The sequence below is a fragment of the Thalassotalea crassostreae genome, from assembly GCF_001831495.1.
Lineage (GTDB): Bacteria > Pseudomonadota > Gammaproteobacteria > Enterobacterales > Alteromonadaceae > Thalassotalea_A > Thalassotalea_A crassostreae.
Map to the genome: position 1 here is coordinate 834,316 of NZ_CP017689.1, position 17,041 is coordinate 851,356.

Annotated in this window: 15 protein-coding genes; 13 read left to right on the top strand and 2 right to left on the bottom strand. The window is 40.0% G+C overall.

The window, feature by feature from the left end:
- The first annotated feature begins 114 nt into the window (after positions 1–114).
- From ndk to LT090_RS03755, 10 genes are all read left to right on the top strand, one after another.
- The gene (ndk, locus tag LT090_RS03710; RefSeq protein ID WP_068546133.1) at positions 115–546 is read left to right on the top strand and encodes a nucleoside-diphosphate kinase; all 432 of its coding nucleotides are present in this window, start codon (positions 115–117) and stop codon (positions 544–546) included.
- 221 nt (positions 547–767) lie between these two features.
- Entirely contained in the window at positions 768–1,895 is a 1,128-nt protein-coding gene (gene rlmN / locus LT090_RS03715; RefSeq protein WP_068546132.1) for a dual-specificity RNA methyltransferase RlmN, read from the top strand.
- 69 nt (positions 1,896–1,964) lie between these two features.
- The gene (gene pilW, locus LT090_RS03720; RefSeq protein WP_157726615.1) at positions 1,965–3,281 is read left to right on the top strand and encodes a type IV pilus biogenesis/stability protein PilW; all 1,317 of its coding nucleotides are present in this window, start codon (positions 1,965–1,967) and stop codon (positions 3,279–3,281) included.
- 6 nt (positions 3,282–3,287) lie between these two features.
- Positions 3,288–4,253, top strand: coding sequence for a RodZ domain-containing protein (locus tag LT090_RS03725; protein WP_068546130.1), 966 nt, complete (start codon positions 3,288–3,290; stop codon positions 4,251–4,253).
- A gap of 76 nt (positions 4,254–4,329) precedes the next feature.
- Positions 4,330–5,445 carry a flavodoxin-dependent (E)-4-hydroxy-3-methylbut-2-enyl-diphosphate synthase gene (gene ispG, locus LT090_RS03730; protein WP_068546129.1) on the top strand — a complete coding sequence of 372 codons (1,116 nt, stop codon included), beginning with the start codon at positions 4,330–4,332 and terminating at the stop codon, positions 5,443–5,445.
- A 131-nt stretch (positions 5,446–5,576) separates the two neighbouring features.
- A complete protein-coding gene (gene hisS, locus LT090_RS03735) occupies positions 5,577–6,851 on the top strand; it encodes a histidine--tRNA ligase (protein WP_068546128.1) in 1,275 nt (424 codons plus the stop codon).
- A 10-nt stretch (positions 6,852–6,861) separates the two neighbouring features.
- On the top strand, positions 6,862–7,494 hold the full coding sequence (locus LT090_RS03740; RefSeq protein ID WP_068546127.1) for a YfgM family protein: 633 nt from the start codon (positions 6,862–6,864) through the stop codon (positions 7,492–7,494).
- A gap of 9 nt (positions 7,495–7,503) precedes the next feature.
- Entirely contained in the window at positions 7,504–8,724 is a 1,221-nt protein-coding gene (gene bamB, locus LT090_RS03745) for an outer membrane protein assembly factor BamB (protein ID WP_226996519.1), read from the top strand.
- Between the two features lie 146 nt (positions 8,725–8,870).
- Entirely contained in the window at positions 8,871–10,343 is a 1,473-nt protein-coding gene (gene der, locus LT090_RS03750; protein ID WP_068546126.1) for a ribosome biogenesis GTPase Der, read from the top strand.
- Between the two features lie 177 nt (positions 10,344–10,520).
- Positions 10,521–10,982: a methyltransferase family protein gene (locus LT090_RS03755; RefSeq protein ID WP_068546125.1), complete on the top strand. Its 462-nt coding sequence runs from the start codon at positions 10,521–10,523 to the stop codon at positions 10,980–10,982.
- A gap of 23 nt (positions 10,983–11,005) precedes the next feature.
- Here LT090_RS03755 and xseA read toward each other — a convergent pair whose 3' ends face one another.
- A complete protein-coding gene (xseA, locus tag LT090_RS03760; RefSeq protein ID WP_068546124.1) occupies positions 11,006–12,361 on the bottom strand; it encodes an exodeoxyribonuclease VII large subunit in 1,356 nt (451 codons plus the stop codon).
- 127 nt (positions 12,362–12,488) lie between these two features.
- On the opposite strand from xseA, the gene guaB reads away from it, so the two are divergent.
- The 3 genes from guaB to LT090_RS03775 all read left to right on the top strand — a co-directional run bounded on the left by guaB (position 12,489) and on the right by LT090_RS03775 (position 16,522).
- On the top strand, positions 12,489–13,958 hold the full coding sequence (gene guaB, locus LT090_RS03765) for an IMP dehydrogenase (protein WP_068546123.1): 1,470 nt from the start codon (positions 12,489–12,491) through the stop codon (positions 13,956–13,958).
- 189 nt (positions 13,959–14,147) lie between these two features.
- A complete protein-coding gene (gene guaA / locus LT090_RS03770) occupies positions 14,148–15,725 on the top strand; it encodes a glutamine-hydrolyzing GMP synthase (protein ID WP_068546122.1) in 1,578 nt (525 codons plus the stop codon).
- Between the two features lie 212 nt (positions 15,726–15,937).
- Positions 15,938–16,522, top strand: coding sequence for a DUF4202 domain-containing protein (locus LT090_RS03775; RefSeq protein WP_068546121.1), 585 nt, complete (start codon positions 15,938–15,940; stop codon positions 16,520–16,522).
- 82 nt (positions 16,523–16,604) lie between these two features.
- On the opposite strand, the gene LT090_RS03780 is transcribed toward LT090_RS03775, so the two are convergent.
- Entirely contained in the window at positions 16,605–17,033 is a 429-nt protein-coding gene (locus tag LT090_RS03780; RefSeq protein WP_068546120.1) for a TipAS antibiotic-recognition domain-containing protein, read from the bottom strand.
- Between the last annotated feature and the right edge of the window lie 8 nt (positions 17,034–17,041).

A 17,041-nucleotide genomic window follows, 5' to 3' on the forward strand; every position in this document is an offset into this window, starting at 1 on the left:
AGCAATAAATCGCAACTTTTTAACAAACTTAATCATTTTTACTAATGTAATTTCTTATCGTTTAGTCTATAATCGCGCCAATTTTGAATACACATAATTAACAGAGGGCTTATCATGGCTATCGAACGTACTTTTTCTATCGTAAAACCAGATGCAGTTGCTAAAAACGTAATTGGTTCTATCTACAACCGTTTTGAATCAGCAGGTCTTAAGATCGTTGCTTCTAAAATGATCCACCTTAGCCGTGAAAAAGCTGAAGGTTTCTACGCTGAACACGCTGAACGTCCTTTCTTTGGCGCTTTAGTTGACTTCATGACTTCTGGTCCAGTTATGGTTCAAGTTTTAGAAGGCGAAAACGCTGTTCTTAAAAACCGTGAAATCATGGGTGCTACTAACCCAGCTGAAGCTTTAGCTGGTACTTTACGTCACGATTTCGCTGAGTCAATCGACGAAAACGCATGTCACGGTTCTGATGCTTTAGAATCAGCAGCACGTGAAATTGCTTACTTCTTCTCTGACGAAGAAATCTGCCCACGTACTCGTTAATTTAAACGAGTCAGGGAATAAGCGCTAATTGAGTTAGCGCTTATGAGAAAGGATTTTACTATTTTGGTGAAATCCTTTTCTTGTTTTTAGCGATGACGTTTTATCACTTTGTTAACTTGCTTTTAGTTACTTCAGTTAACAAAGTTATAACAATGTTAAATTGTTTCGGTTGTACAAAATGTGTACAATTCACCCCCTATTAAATACGAGCGAGTTTTTACATGACCGATACTGCTGTTAAAAAGGTTAACTTATTAAATTTTGATCATCAGATGATGCGCGAGTTTTTTGCTGAAATAGGTGAAAAGCCTTTCCGTGCAGATCAAGTAATGAAGTGGATTTACCACTTTGGTTACGATGACTTTGAAATGATGACCAATTTAAATAAAGTATTGCGTCAAAAACTACAACGTTTATGTGAAATCAAAGCACCAACGATTTCAAACAAACAAGTCTCTGAAGATGGCACTATTAAATACGCATTGTTGCTAGAAGGTGGCCAAGAAGTTGAGACTGTTTGGATCCCTGAAAAAGAACGTGCCACTTTGTGTGTTTCGTCGCAAGTTGGCTGTGCATTAGAATGTACCTTCTGCGCTACAGGTGATCAGGGCTTTAACCGAAACTTATCGGTATCAGAAATCATTGGTCAGGTTTGGCGTGTTGCTAATGACATTGGTGCGACCCGTATTGCCGGTACTCGTCCAATAACCAATATCGTAATGATGGGGATGGGTGAGCCATTACTTAACATGAAGAATCTTATTCCATCACTTGATACCTTCTTAAATGATTTAGGCTATGGCTTATCAAAACGTCGAGTAACGGTAAGTACGTCAGGCGTTGTTCCTGCGTTAGATATGTTAAAAGAAAAAATTGATTGTGCCTTAGCAATTTCCGTTCACGCGCCAGATAATGCATTGCGTGATGTGCTTGTGCCAATTAACAAAAAGTATCCGCTAGAAGACTTTCTTGAAGCGAGTCGTCGCTACATTGATGGCTCAAAAGCAAATAAACAAGTCACCGTAGAGTACGTAATGTTAGATCGTGTCAACGATTCTACAGATCAAGCCCATGAATTGGCTAAAGTATTAGAAGGTACGCCAAGTAAAATTAACTTAATACCATTTAATCCTTACCCTGGTTCACCTTATCAACGCCCAAGTAATTCACGTATCGATCGTTTCGATAAAGTGCTGCAAAGTTATGGCTTAACGGTAATCACTCGTCGTCCTCGCGGTGAAGATATTGACGCCGCTTGTGGTCAACTTGCAGGTGATGTTATTGATAGAACAAAACGTACTGCTCACAAACAAAAAAACAGCGATGAAATTTCGGTAAAAATGGTGTAATTGTTTGCATTGCAAGGTAAGCTAGGTAAATTCCTAGCTTACAAAAACAATTATAGTAGAGAGCTGTTTATGCAAAACTTTATACGGAGCGGCAGTAAACTTGCCATAGTAATGTTGGCATTAGGTGTTACTAGCGCTTGTGTAACTCAAAATTTCGCGGAAGATAAACCGGTAGTTGACCGAGATTATAGCGACGATCAAGTTGCCCGCACTCGTATTTCCTTAGCTTTCAGTTACCTTAAACGCGGTAATATGCAACAAGCTAAATTCAACCTTGAAAAAGCTAAAGAGTATTCACCAAACTTAGTCGATGTTTACACCGCATTTGCTCATTACTACGAAGCTGTAGGTGAATTAGAGCAAACTGAAGAAGCCTACTTACATGCGCTTTCCCTTGACGATCAAGACGCCAATACGTTAAATAATTTCGGCGTATTTTTATGTCGTAATGAACGCGTTGAAGAAGCTGAAGGTTACTTCATGCAGGCAATCAGAGTGCCAACCTATGTACGCGTATCAGAAAGTTATGAAAATATCGGTTTATGTTATTTAAAAGTCGATAACTTTGAAAAAGCCGAAGAAGCGATAACCCGCAGTATTATGCATAGCCCAAATAGAGCGTCTAGCTTAATGCAGATGGCGCAATTGCAATATGCAATGGGTGATTATGATGCAAGTAGCATGTATTTAGGTCGCTATGAATTAGCCACTAGACGTTTTACACCGCAAGCGATCGCTTTAGCATTTAAAGTGAACCAAAAAATGGGTAATACAGAGATTGCCAATAACTATGCGACCATGTTACTTAAAATGTTCCCTGAATCAGTGCAATCGAAAGCCTATCTTGATAATGAATTAGCGAAAATTGATGCCGATGACGTTGCCATTCGCTATCAAAAATATAAATTGTTGCAATCTGGCGTAAAAGTAGATGCCAAACCTGTTGTGGTTGCTCGTAAGAAGCCGCCAACGGCTGAAACCGTTGTACCGCAGCCACAACCAAAACCACAAAGCGTAGTTCAGCAAGAAAAACCTGCTGTAAATGCAACTAATGGCCAGCAAAATAGTCAAAATGCTGTTAAACATGGGCATTTGGTTAAGCAACAAAAACAAACAACGACTGTCGTAACACCTCCGCCACAACAAAATGTGAAGTCGGCGGTTGTGCAAACACCAGTAGTGCAGCAAAATACACACACAAATACGCAACCGACGTCAACAACGGTCAAAAATAGCGATGTTGAACATGTTGTGCAAAAAGGTGAAAACCTTTATCAAATTTCGATAAAGTATAATGTTATGATTAATACCCTTCGTCGCTGGAATAATTTGAAGTCAGAAGATATTCAAGTAGGCCAAGTATTGAAGATTAAGAAACCGGATTAAAGATTAATGAGTAATGACAAAGAACCTATTGATATCAGTGAAGATATTGAAGTTGTAGGGCCAGGTCACATACTTCGTGAAGCCAGAAAAAAAGCAGGATTAAGTATTGCGGATGTCGCACAACGCTTGAATTTACGAGTGACACTCGTGCAAGAAATTGAAGCAGAGGAGTATGATGGCAATACACCTGAAACATTCGTTCGTGGTTATCTGCGCAATTACGCTCGACTTGTGGGCGTTGATCAGGAAGAGATTTTAGCCAGCTACGAAATGCTTGGAGTGGCTAAACAGCAGGGTGATGAAATGAAAAGTTTCTCACAAATTACCCGCAAAAAGGCTGAAAATAATCGATTGATGCTTGTTATATACTTAATCGTATTTGCATTAATTGTGATGACTTTTGTTTGGTATTGGCAAGATAATGCGGCAAACAATGAACCGAGTGAAGTCATTGATACCATTTCCGATCCATTAGCGTCGAGTGAACAAGGCGATGTATCTGCCAATGACTCAATTCAATTAGCGTCATCAACTGATGATGAAGTAGAACTAACGACTAATGATATTGACGAAGTTGCCCAGGATGATCAGCTGATATTTAATAACTCAACTGAATCAACTGCCGATGAAAACGTTGAAACCAATACCGAGCTTGAAAGCGCAGAAAATGACGCTGTTCTAGTTGACGAAACAGAGCAAGCAGAAATAGCGGTTGAGCAACCTGCAGTTTTAGACACCTTTAGTTTTACTTTCTCCGGTGATTGCTGGGTAAATATTTTCGATGCAGACGGTAAACGTTTAGCTTGGGGAATAAAAAAATCTGGCTATGTAATGACATTAACTGGTGCTACGCCGTTTTCAATTACACTTGGAAAACCTGAATTAGTAGAAATTGATTACAATCAACAAGCCATTGATATGAGTCAATTTCAACAAGGCCAAATTGCAAAGTTTGTTTGGCCTAAACAATAGTAAGACAATATTTTAGTTGCCTGTTTTTCAATAGTCAGTTGCAACCAAGTCATTTAAGACAAAACTTAGAGTTATTATGTTTAGTGAAAACCCAATAAAACGTCGTAAAACCAAACAAATCATGGTTGGCAATGTACCTGTAGGTGGCGGAGCACCAATTAGTGTTCAGTCGATGACGAATACTTTAACGACTGATGTTCAGGCTACCGTCAATCAAATCAAAGCCCTTGAAAATGTTGGTGCTGATATTGTTCGTGTTAGTGTTCCGACGATGGATGCTGCCGAAGCGTTTAAACAAATTAAGCAACAAGTGAAAGTGCCGTTAGTCGCCGACATTCATTTTGATTATCGAATTGCCTTAAAAGTGGCTGAGTATGGTGTTGATTGTCTGCGAATTAATCCTGGCAACATCGGCCGTGAAGACCGAGTTCGTGCCGTTGTCGATGCTGCGCGCGACAAAAATATCCCTATTCGAATCGGTGTTAATGGCGGTTCGTTAGAACGTGATATTCAAGAGAAATATAGAGAACCTACACCTGAAGCATTACTAGAATCTGCGATGCGTCATGTCGATATATTAGACCGTTTAAACTTCGATCAATTTAAAGTAAGTGTTAAGGCATCAGACGTATTTTTAGCCGTTGGTGCATACCGTTTATTATCGAATCAAATTGATAATCCATTGCATTTGGGGATTACAGAAGCCGGTGGTTTTCGATCTGGAACTGTGAAGTCTTCTGTTGGATTAGGCATGTTATTAGCCGAAGGTATTGGTGACACTTTACGAGTATCACTTGCCGCAGATCCGGTACAAGAAATCAAAGTTGGTTTTGATATATTAAAATCACTGCGCTTGCGTTCTCGTGGTATCAATTTCATTGCTTGTCCAAGTTGTTCTCGCCAAGAGTTCGATGTTATTTCTACTGTCAATGCCCTTGAAGAGCGACTTGAAGATATTCTCACTCCTATGGATGTTTCCATTATTGGTTGTGTAGTTAATGGTCCTGGTGAAGCGTTAGTTTCGGATTTAGGCCTAACCGGTGGCGCTAAAAAATCAGGATTTTACTTAGATGGTGAGCGTCAAAGAGAGCGCATTGATAACTCAGATGTTATCGATCAGCTAGAGCGAAAAATTCGAGCAAAAGCCGATTTAATTAACCCCGATAAAAAAATAGATATTAAAGAAGTGTAAATATCACTTAATATCTATGCTAAATGTGGCGTTATTGTTGTAAGAATAAGCAATAATGCCCTATAATGCCCACCTTTAATTTTTAAAATACCAAGTTTATGCTTGGTATAATTTTCAAGAGACGTACATAAGTGAGTAAAGCTATTCAAGCAATCCGTGGCATGAATGACTGTTTGCCGGGTGAAACCAACAAATGGCAAATGGTTGAGCAAGTAATGCGTCGCGTTGCAGGCAATTATGGTTATGCGGAAATTCGTATGCCAGTCGTTGAGTCTACAAACCTTTTTAAACGCGGTATTGGTGAAGTTACCGATATTGTTGAAAAAGAAATGTACACCTTTGAAGATCGCAACGGTGATAGTTTAACACTGCGCCCTGAAGGCACAGCAAGTTGTGTGCGAGCTGGTAATCAGCATGGTTTACTATATAACCAAGAACAACGTCTTTGGTATATGGGCCCAATGTTTAGACATGAACGTCCACAAAAAGGTCGTTACCGTCAGTTCCATCAATTCGGTATAGAAAGCTATGGAATTGCGAGTTCAGACATCGATGCAGAAGTAATTATGTTAAGTGCTCGTCTTTGGAAGGAACTTGGCATCAATGAATTTGTCACACTAGAGTTGAACTCTCTTGGTTCAAACCAGGCACGTGCAGATTACCGTGATGCGTTAGTGGTATTTTTAACGGAACATGAAAGCAAACTTGATGACGACTCAAAGCGTCGTATGCATTCAAATCCGTTGCGTGTGTTAGACAGTAAGAATAAAGACGTGCAAGCATTATTGATTGATGCGCCTAAATTATCTGAATACTTAGATGAAGAATCAGTAGAACACTTTGCTGGTTTAACAAAACGTTTAGATGCTGCGGGTATTAAGTACACCATTAATGAGCGTTTGGTACGAGGCTTGGATTATTACAATCGTACCGTGTTTGAATGGGTTACAGACAGCTTAGGTGCACAAGGTACAGTGTGTGCTGGCGGTCGTTACGATGGCCTTGTTGAACAGCTTGGTGGTAAAGGTACACCGGCAGTCGGTTTTGCTTTAGGCATTGAACGATTAGTCTTAATGTTGACTGAACTTGAAAAGCTTGAAAATATTAGAGCAACAACAGATGTCTATGTGGTAATGTCTGGTGAACAAGCAGAAATTACCGGTGTTGCTTTAGCTGAACAATGGCGCGATGACGTCGCTGAAATAAGAATTCAAACTCACTGCGGTGGCGGTAAGTTTAATAAACAAATGAAACGCGCAGATAAATCAGGTGCAAAAATAGCTGTGATTTTAGGTGATTCTGAAATTGAAAATCAGCAAGCAACGATTAAATATTTACGTGAAAATAAAGAGCAACAATCAGTACCATTTGCACAAATGGCTGCTGTTTTAACAGAATTAATTTAAGGGTAGTAAAGTGGAAGCATATCAAACTGAAGAACAGCAAGTTGAAGCGATTAAAAAATACTGGAAAGACAACGGTAATTCTATAATCGCTGGTTTAGTAATTGGCCTAGGTGGATTTGTTGGTTGGAACTTGTATCAAGAGAGCCAAGTTGAAGCGCAATACGTTGCAGCGGCAGAATATCAACAAACGATTGAAAACTACGCCAACGAAACCGAAGGTTTCCGAGAGAATACTGAGCAATTTATCGCCGCTAACCAAGGTACAGCATATTCATCATTAGCAGCAATGGCATTAGCAAAAGATGCAGTTAGCCATCAAGATTGGGTCGGTGCTGAAAAACACTTAACTACGGCAATCACTAATGCAGAAAGCGCTGACCTTAAAGCGATTGCAACATTGCGTTTAGCTCGTGTTCAAGTACAACAACAAGCTTACGAAAAAGCATTAGCAACACTGGCAAACCCTCTACCAGAATCATACCTAGCAGATGTTGAAGAAATTAAAGGTGATACATATCTACTTCAAGGCAATAAAGAATTAGCACGCACTGCATACCAAGCAGCTGCCAATGCAGGCGGTTTAGAAACTAACCCTACATTACAAACTAAAATAGATGATTTAGCTGTAGTTGTCGCCGGTTAGGAGACTATTTTGAATATATTGAATAAACGTCTCGTTGCTTCTTTATTGCTAGCAACAACATTATTTGCTTGTTCATCAGACGATGAAGAAGAAATAAATCCGGTTGCAGAATTAACCGAAATCGATGAATTGTTTGAGCCTGAAGTAAAGTGGAGTATGAGCACCGACGGTGTAGAACATTACTTTTCAAGGTTACAACCAGCAATTTCAAAAGATAAAGTTTACGTTTCAGGTCGCTCTGGTGATGCTTACGCATTAGATATCGCCACTGGTGATGAAATATGGTCGGCTGACCTAAGTGATATTCATAACGAATTAGGCTTTTTTGATGATCCAATTCCTGCTCGTATTTCTGGCGGTGCTTCCGTTGGCTACGGCATGGTGATTTGGGGTAGTGAAAACGGTGATGTATTTGCATTGGAGCTGGAAACCGGTGAACTGGTTTGGCAAGCGAAGGTGGCAGGTGAAGTAATTTCAAAACCTGCCTTTGATAGCAATTTAGTTATTGTAAATACCGCCGCTGGGGCTTTAGTAGCACTTGACAGAGACACAGGTGAAGAGCGCTGGAAAGTAGAGCAAGCTGTGCCACCATTGTCATTGCGTGGTGTCAGTGGCGTAGCCACATCTTCTGGTGGTGCCTTTATAGGTAGTGCAGCTGGAGAAGTTGTCGTTGTTGTTATCGAGAACGGTCAACAAGGCTGGGCTGCTGATATTGGTGAAGCTAGTGGCGCGACTGAATTAGAACGTATTGTTGATGTTGACGTAACACCAGTAATCTTCGGCGATAAAATTTATGCGATTTCATCAAATGGTAACTTAGCTGCAATTGAATTACGCAGTGGACGTGTACTTTGGAAACGTAGTTATTCTTCATACCGCCAATTAACAATTAGCGGCAACAGAATTTTCGCAACAGATATTCAAGGCCATGTATATGCAATTAATCGTAATTCTGGCATGGAATTATGGAGTAACTTATTGCTAACTAATCGTGGAACTACCGGTGTTGCCGCAATTGATAATTATGCTGTAGTAGGTGACTTTGAAGGTTATTTACACTGGATAGATAAGACGTCAGGTGAAATCGTTGCACGTCATCAGATTGATGATAGTGGCATTTATGTGACACCTATCGTTCATGAAAATTTAATCTACGCACAAACACGTGATGGCGAATTAGAAGTTATCGCAACGCCAGATGTTATTGCAGTAGACGAAAGCAAAGATTAATCATTGGATTAATATAGAGTACATCTTCTAACAGTTATTTAACTATTAGATTGTTAGAATAAACAACTCTTTGCTAAAGTTAAAACGGCTCCGTAATAATTACGGGGCCGTTATTTATTTTATGTTTTTTAATTTTTGAGGTAGCCATGCTTCCTGTTGTCGCCCTAGTGGGTCGCCCAAATGTGGGTAAATCAACATTATTTAATCGTTTAACTCGAACACGTGACGCGTTAGTTGCTGACTTTCCGGGATTAACCCGCGACCGCCAGTACGGCCAAGCCGATGTCGAAGGATTGCCTTTTATCGTCATTGATACCGGTGGTATTGAAGGTGACGAGCAAGGTATTGATGCAAAAATGGCAGAGCAATCATTGATGGCTATCGATGAAGCGGATGCTGTTTTATTTATGGTTGATGCAAGAGCAGGTTTAACTGCTGCAGACCAAGCGATTAGTGAGCACTTACGTAAGCAAAGTAAAAAAGTATTTTTAGTTGCCAATAAAATTGATGGTGTTGATGCTGATTCTGCAATTGCCGAATTTTATAACCTTGGTCTAGGCGAAGTTCACCCGATTGCTGCGGCGCATAACCGTGGTGTTACTCAGTTGATTAATCTTGCGTTAGCTCCGCATATCGAAGATATTAGTGACGAAGAAGAAACAGATGAAGAAGATGAGTTTTTAGACCTTGCTGAAGGTGAAGAATTCGACGATAGCAATGAAACACAGCAAGACGATAAGATTAAACTTTCTATTGTTGGTAAACCGAATGTTGGTAAATCAACTCTAATTAATCGTATTTTGGGTGAAGAACGTGTTGTGGTTTACGACATGCCTGGTACGACACGTGACAGTGTGTATATTCCAATGGAACGTGGTGAAAGAGAGTATACGTTAATCGACACAGCCGGTATTCGTCGTCGTAAAAATATGACTGAAGCTATCGAAAAATTTTCGGTAGTAAAAACTCTTCAAGCCATTGAAGATTCAAACGTATGTTTATTAGTAATGGATGCTCGTGAAGGTATTACTGACCAAGATTTAAGCTTGTTAGGTTTTATCTTAAACTCAGGTCGCTCACTGGTTATCGCAATCAATAAATGGGATGGTCTAGATAACGACGTAAAAGAACGTATAAAGTCTGAACTCGATAGACGTTTAGGGTTTATCGATTTTGCCCGTATTCACTTTATCTCAGCGCTACATGGTACAGGTGTTGGTCACTTGTTTGAGTCGGTCGAAGAAGCATTCGATAGTGCGACTAAACGTACCTCGACAGCAATGCTAACCAAGATCATGGAAATGGCTGCGTTTGATCACCAACCGCCGCTTATTCGCGGTAATCGTGTTAAGTTGAAATATGCTCATGCTGGTGGTTATAACCCGCCATTGATTGTTATTCACGGTAATTTAGTGGATGCATTACCGGCATCTTATAAGCGTTACTTGATTAACTATTTCAGAAAATCGCTGAAAATTATGGGTACGCCAATCAAAGTAGAATTTAGAGGCACAGTTAACCCATTTGCCGGTAAGCGTAAATTGACTTATACCGAGAAGAAGAAAAAGGCTCGTGAAACTCAAGGGTGGAGTGAAGAGGCAAAAGCTAAAAAGAAATAGCTTAAAACAAATAGCTAAGCGATAAACTCGCTTAAAATATTAAGGCTGCATTATATAAATGCGGCCTTTTTTATGAGCTAAAAGTACTATTTTTATAACGTTTTTCAAATAGATAAACTATATTAATAACAACTGTTTATCTCAATTGGTATTACTCACTGTTTGTTAGGGACGAAATTGAAATTCTTAGAACTTAAAATACCACCAGCATTATTATTTTTGATGTTTGTTGCCGCGATTAAGTTTATTCCATTAACAATTTTCGCTGTACCTGTAGGCTCTGAATTCCTTCCAATCATCATCAAAAGCATAATTTTCTCAGCAATAGCGATTGTCGTTTTTGCAATCATTAGCTTTCGCATCGCTAAAACAACAGTCGATCCAATGAGTCCTGATAAAGCGAGTAAGTTGGTTGATAGCGGCATTTTTCGCATTAGCCGTAATCCGATGTACTTAGGGTTTGTGTTAATGATATTTGCTGGCGCGGTATATAAGCAGACATTATTTGCCTATTTATTAGTGATAGTCTTTGTCCGTTATCTTCACTATTTTCAAATATTACCTGAAGAACGAATGTTGACTAAAGTATTCGGCCAAGATTACACAGAGTATTGCAAAAGGGTTCGTCGCTGGCTGTAAAATAAGCTAAAACAAACTAAACGTTATTCGCTTTTCTCGATGCTGATGATTTTGCTGAACACCATACCATCGTTTAATTGCGTACTGAGTTGCTCTGATCTACTCACATCAGCCACACGCTTAATTATATTACCTTGTTCATCTCTACTGATTGAGTAACCACGCGCTATAGTTGCCAGTGGGCTGACAATATTAAGGTTGTGCGCGTTCTTAGCAAGTTGCTGCTGCTTTTTATCTTTTAACTGCAACATCGCCTTAATTAAACGGGGTTGTAACTGAGCATGCTGCTGCTTGGCTCTAATAAGCAATGTTTCAGGGCTTTGACCATTAAGTCTTGTTTGAAGTAGTGCAATAGAATTGTTCAGGCTCACTTGTTGCCTTTGCATCGCCTGTATCAATCGCATTTGCAAGTCGTCACTCAGTTGCTGCTGGCTTTGCAGTTGTTGCACTGGACTTAGCATTGCTAACTGATGATTAAAGTACTGAAAATTCGCTTTATGATCGCTAATTAGCTGGCGAATTTGCTGAGTCAGTCGTTGTTTTAAATGAACAAGTTGATTAATTCTTGCTTGATTATCTTTTGATACTAATTCGGCTGCGGCAGAAGGAGTGGGGGCTCGCAAATCGGCAACATAGTCAGACAGTGACGTATCAACTTCATGGCCAACAGCACTAATTACTGGAATCTCACAGTCAAATATTGCTCGAACTACAGGCTCTTCATTAAACGCCCATAAGTCTTCTAATGAGCCGCCGCCACGGCCAACAATCAAGACATCACATTCGTCTCGTTCATTGGCGGTATAAATGGCATCGCTAATGCTATTTGCCGCGGTTTCACCTTGCACTAGGGTAGGGTAAATAATGACTTCAATACTCGGATTACGACGATTTAGTACGGTTAATATATCTTTTACCGCAGCACCTGTGCTGGACGTTACGATGCCAACCTTAGTTACTGTATCAGGGATAGGTTGTTTGTATCGCTGGTCAAAGAGACCTTCTGCCTGCAATTGTCCTTTTAATAATTCAAATTGCTGCCTTAGTAAGCCTTCACCAGCATCTTCCATTTGTTCGATGATTAATTGAAAATCGCCGCGAGGTTCGTATAAAGATACTTTTGCTTTGACCAGTACTTGCTGGCCATTTTGCGGTTTGATTCTTGTGTAGCGATTATTGCCCTTAAACATTGCACAGCGCACTTGGGCTTTACTGTCTTTTAGTGACAAATACCAATGCCCAGAGCTAGCCGCGATGAAATTTGATATTTCACCACATAACCATAGTGTTCTAAGCTCTGATTCGAGAATAAAACGTACTTTTTTAGTAAGCTCACTTACCTGTAATATATGCTGTTTGCTTTGTTCAAAGTGGTTCATTTGTTACTTTTATATTGTTTTTAAGATTAAATGCGTTTTTTTACAAAATTTAGGTTTACGAAATGCCTTAAAGTGGTTAAAATCCGTTCGCAATATTACCTACTCCCACATAAGCGAGAATGTTGCCATGTTAAGAATAGCTCAAGAAGCTCTAACCTTTGATGATGTACTACTAGTACCAGCCCACTCAACGGTTTTACCGCACACTGCAAACCTACAAACTAAACTAACCAGCAAAATTGAACTTAATGTTCCAATTTTATCTGCCTCTATGGATACTGTTACCGATGCGCGCCTTGCGATTGCGCTTGCGCAAGAAGGTGGCTTAGGCTTTATCCACAAAAACATGACCATTGCTGAACAAGCAAGCAATGTCCGTCAAGTTAAGAAGTTTGAAAGTGGCATTGTGACAGATCCAGTTACGGTTAGTCCAGATATTACCATTTTAGACGTATTGAAATTAGCTGATGAACTTAAGTTCTCAGGTTTCCCTGTTGTCGATGAAGCAAGCAACTTAGTTGGTATTATCACTTCTCGTGATTTACGTTTTGAAACTGACTTAAACAAAAAAGTTTCACAGCTAATGACCAAGAAAGATGAGCTAGTCACAGTAAAAGCTGATGCGTCTCGTGAAGAAATTTTAAACCTAATGCACGAACACCGCATTGAAAAAATCTTAGTTGTTACTGATAACTTTGAGATCAGCGGTATGATCACGGCAAAAGATTATCAAAAAGCGGAAAACAAACCGAACGCCTGTAAAGATGAGTTTGGTCGTTTACGTGTTGGTGCTGCCGTTGGTGTAGGCGCTGGAACTGATGAGCGTATCGAAGCACTAGTTGCTGCTGGTGTTGATATTCTTCTTATCGATACGTCGCACGGTCATTCGCAAGGTGTTATCGATCGCGTTAAAAACACTCGTGCACAATACCCAGATTTACAAATCGTTGCAGGTAACATTGCAACTGCAGAAGGCGCTAAAGCGCTAGCTGATGCTGGTGCCAATGCCGTTAAAGTTGGTATTGGCCCAGGTTCTATTTGTACTACTCGAATCGTAACAGGTTGTGGTGTTCCACAAATTACTGCTATCTCAGAAGCCGTTAAAGGTTTAGCCGGTACTGATATTCCAGTAATCGCCGATGGCGGTATTCGTTTCTCTGGTGATATCGCTAAAGCACTTGTTGCTGGTGCACACTGTGTAATGGTTGGTTCAATGCTAGCGGGTACTGAAGAAGCGCCAGGTGAAGTTGAATTATACCAAGGCCGTTATTACAAATCATACCGCGGTATGGGCTCATTAGGCGCAATGAACCAAAAAGAAGGTTCATCGGATCGTTACTTCCAAAAATCAGACGAAGCAGACAAATTAGTACCAGAAGGTATTGAAGGTCGTGTTGCTTATAAAGGTCCGATGGCAGCAATTATTCACCAACAAATTGGTGGTATCCGCAGTGCAATGGGGTTAACTGGTTCTGCCACTATCGAAGAAATGCGCACTAAACCACAGTTTGTGAAAATCACATCTGCAGGTATGGGCGAGTCGCATGTGCACGACGTAACCATTACCAAAGAAGCGCCTAATTATCGCCTAGGTTAGTTAATGGGGTTGGTTATTTGTCCCTACTTCAGCTTTTAATGTACTCATTTGCTAAAGCAAACTCCGTGCAATAAAAGCTGAATTAGAACCAAATTCCACAACCCAAAAAACTTACGAAATAAAAGCGAAACTACATTTAATATTTGAGAGCAGCAATCGTTGCTTTTAAATCAAAAAAGAGAAAAGACTATGAGTCAAGACATTCATGATCATCGAATTCTAATTTTAGATTTCGGTTCACAATACACTCAACTTATTGCTCGTCGCGTACGTGAAATTGGCGTTTACTGTGAGCTATGGGCTTGGGACGTTACTGAAGAGCAAATTAAAGGTTTTAATCCATCAGGTATTATTTTAGCTGGTGGCCCTGAGTCAGTAACTGAAGATAATTCACCGCGTGCTCCAGAATATGTATTCAATGCTGGCGTTCCAGTATTTGGTATTTGTTACGGCATGCAAACAATGGCTGAGCAACTAGGCGGCGGTGTGCAAAGTTCAGAGCACAAAGAGTTTGGTTATGCTGCAGTTGAAGTGATTGCTCAATCTGAGTTATTCAAGAACATTGAAGATGCTGTTGGTGACAATGGTAACGCTACATTAGACGTTTGGATGAGTCACGGTGATAAAGTATCAGCTATTCCAGAAGGTTTCAGTACTATCGCGCAAACTCCTAGCTGTGCTTATGCTGCTATGGCGAATGAAGAGAAGAAATTCTACGGCGTACAGTTCCACCCAGAAGTAACGCATACTAAACAAGGCATGCGTATTCTTGAGCACTTCGTTATTGATATTTGTCAGTGTGAGAAGCTTTGGACTTCGGCATCAATCATTGAAGATGCAATTGCCAAGATGAAAGCACAAGTTGGTGATGACGAAGTGGTACTTGGTTTATCAGGCGGTGTTGATTCATCAGTAGTAGCGATGCTTTTACATCGCGCAATTGGCGACAAGTTAACTTGTGTATTCGTTGATAACGGCTTACTGCGTTTAAACGAAGGGCAACAAGTGATGGATATGTTTGGCGACCACTTTGGTTTAAACATCATTCACGTTGACGCTGAAAACCGTTTCTTAGATCGTATGGCCGGCGAAAGTGATCCAGAAGCGAAACGTAAGATCATTGGTAACGTGTTTGTTGAAATCTTCGACGAAGAAGCAAGCAAGTTAACCAATGCTAAATGGTTAGCGCAAGGTACAATTTACCCTGACGTTATTGAATCAGCAGCTTCAGCTACAGGTAAAGCACACGTAATTAAGTCTCACCATAATGTTGGCGGTTTGCCAGAAGATATGGAACTTGGTTTAGTTGAGCCACTACGCGAATTATTCAAAGATGAAGTTCGTAAAATTGGCCTTGAGTTAGGTTTACCTTACAACATGTTATATCGTCATCCGTTCCCAGGACCAGGTTTAGGTGTTCGTGTTCTTGGTGAAGTGAAGAAAGAATACTGTGACTTATTACGTCGTGCAGACCATATCTTCATCGAAGAATTACACAACTACGATTTATACAATAAAGTGAGCCAAGCGTTTACTGTATTCCTTCCTGTGCGCTCTGTAGGTGTTATGGGCGATGGTCGTAAATACGATTGGGTTGTATCACTGCGCGCAGTTGAAACGATTGATTTCATGACGGCACACTGGGCACATCTGCCATACGACTTCCTAGGACATGTATCGAATCGAATTATTAACGAAATCGATGGCATTTCACGTGTTGTTTACGATATTTCAGGTAAACCACCTGCGACTATCGAGTGGGAATAATTCCTAGTCGTTAATAAACGCAAAGACAATAATAAGGGCGACGAATAGTGTATTCATCGCCCTTTTTTTATCTATGTGTTGGCGAATCAATTGACCATATAGGCTATGTTTAGGCCATTTTGACATTCATTTATTGCGTAAGACGTGTTGCATAAGAACAGTTGCTTGGTTAGTCTTTATGTATTCCAATAATTATTAAATGAAAGGTTAAAATGAGTAGTTCTTTATTATCAAAAGCGCTCGAGCGAATTGATGCGATGAATAGCCAAGATCCTAATCAAGAAGAATACTTAGGTGTAAGTTATCCAAAAGAGTTGCTGTATTCGCAACGCATGACTGACATGTTGAATCGTTTTGCGCCAGATGCGAATGAAGTAGTGCGAATTGCCGCAAGGAGTCAGCATATTTGTCGTTGGCAAAAGCCACGCAATGAATATGAAATGAATCGCCAAGGTTATTTAACATGGCGTAAAAATCTATATAAATTTCATGCCGATACTTGTGCTGAAATACTCAGTGATGTTGGCTATAGCCAAGAAGATATTGAACAGGTTCAATCGTTATTGCTGAAAAAGCAATTAAAGCGTAATGAACAAAGCCAATTACTACAAGATGTGGTTTGTTTAGTGTTTTTGCAGTTTTATTTTGCCGCCTTTGCAGCAAAGCATGAACACGACAAAGTGATCTCTATTGTACAAAAGACCTGGGCAAAAATGTCTGAAAATGGTCATCAAGCGGCGCTGGAATTACCTTTACAGGACAATGAAAAGCAATTAGTCGTTAAGGCGCTGAGTTAAATTTCTAACTTAGTACTTTCAGAATATAAAAAAAGGCCTGCTCCTATCAACATAGGCGCAGGCCTTTTGTTTTCGCTAACAACTATTTTAAGTTAGCTTCTGCGTAGTACGCCATTGCTGCACTAAAGTGCGCGGCGGTACCTTCGCCAAATTGTTCGAATGCAGCTTTTTGATCACTATCGTTTTTGATTGAGTCAGCCATTTTTAAGAATCTGTCATGGTCGATAACCACGGCTTTACCTTGCAACTTGCTTAGTGCAAAATTGCTGTACATTAGGTATTGCTGAACAATACTCTGCATTTCAGCAGACTCATTGTTGAGAGTTTTACAGTTAGCTATTTGGGCCATCACAGCATCGGCTTTTTCTTTCATTGCCATGGTATCTTCAATACTTAGATTTGCTAATTGCTCTAAGCGTTCATCAACTTTCTCATCACCAACACGTTCACGAGCAAGTTGTTCTTGTTTCGTTAACTCAGGGTTTTCAAATTCATTTTCTTCAGTAGTCATAACACTCT

Bases quoted from the DNA above. Each gene is read 5' to 3' on its own strand.
- ndk (WP_068546133.1), top strand. From the start codon at position 115: ATGGCTATCGAACGTACTTTTTCTATCGTAAAACCAGATGCAGTTGCT.
- rlmN (WP_068546132.1), top strand. From the start codon at position 768: ATGACCGATACTGCTGTTAAAAAGGTTAACTTATTAAATTTTGATCAT.
- pilW (WP_157726615.1), top strand. From the start codon at position 1,965: ATGCAAAACTTTATACGGAGCGGCAGTAAACTTGCCATAGTAATGTTG.
- LT090_RS03725 (WP_068546130.1), top strand. From the start codon at position 3,288: ATGAGTAATGACAAAGAACCTATTGATATCAGTGAAGATATTGAAGTT.
- ispG (WP_068546129.1), top strand. From the start codon at position 4,330: ATGTTTAGTGAAAACCCAATAAAACGTCGTAAAACCAAACAAATCATG.
- der (WP_068546126.1), top strand. From the start codon at position 8,871: ATGCTTCCTGTTGTCGCCCTAGTGGGTCGCCCAAATGTGGGTAAATCA.
- xseA (WP_068546124.1), bottom strand. From the start codon at position 12,361: ATGAACCACTTTGAACAAAGCAAACAGCATATATTACAGGTAAGTGAG.
- guaB (WP_068546123.1), top strand. From the start codon at position 12,489: ATGTTAAGAATAGCTCAAGAAGCTCTAACCTTTGATGATGTACTACTA.
- guaA (WP_068546122.1), top strand. From the start codon at position 14,148: ATGAGTCAAGACATTCATGATCATCGAATTCTAATTTTAGATTTCGGT.
- LT090_RS03775 (WP_068546121.1), top strand. From the start codon at position 15,938: ATGAGTAGTTCTTTATTATCAAAAGCGCTCGAGCGAATTGATGCGATG.
- LT090_RS03780 (WP_068546120.1), bottom strand. From the start codon at position 17,033: ATGACTACTGAAGAAAATGAATTTGAAAACCCTGAGTTAACGAAACAA.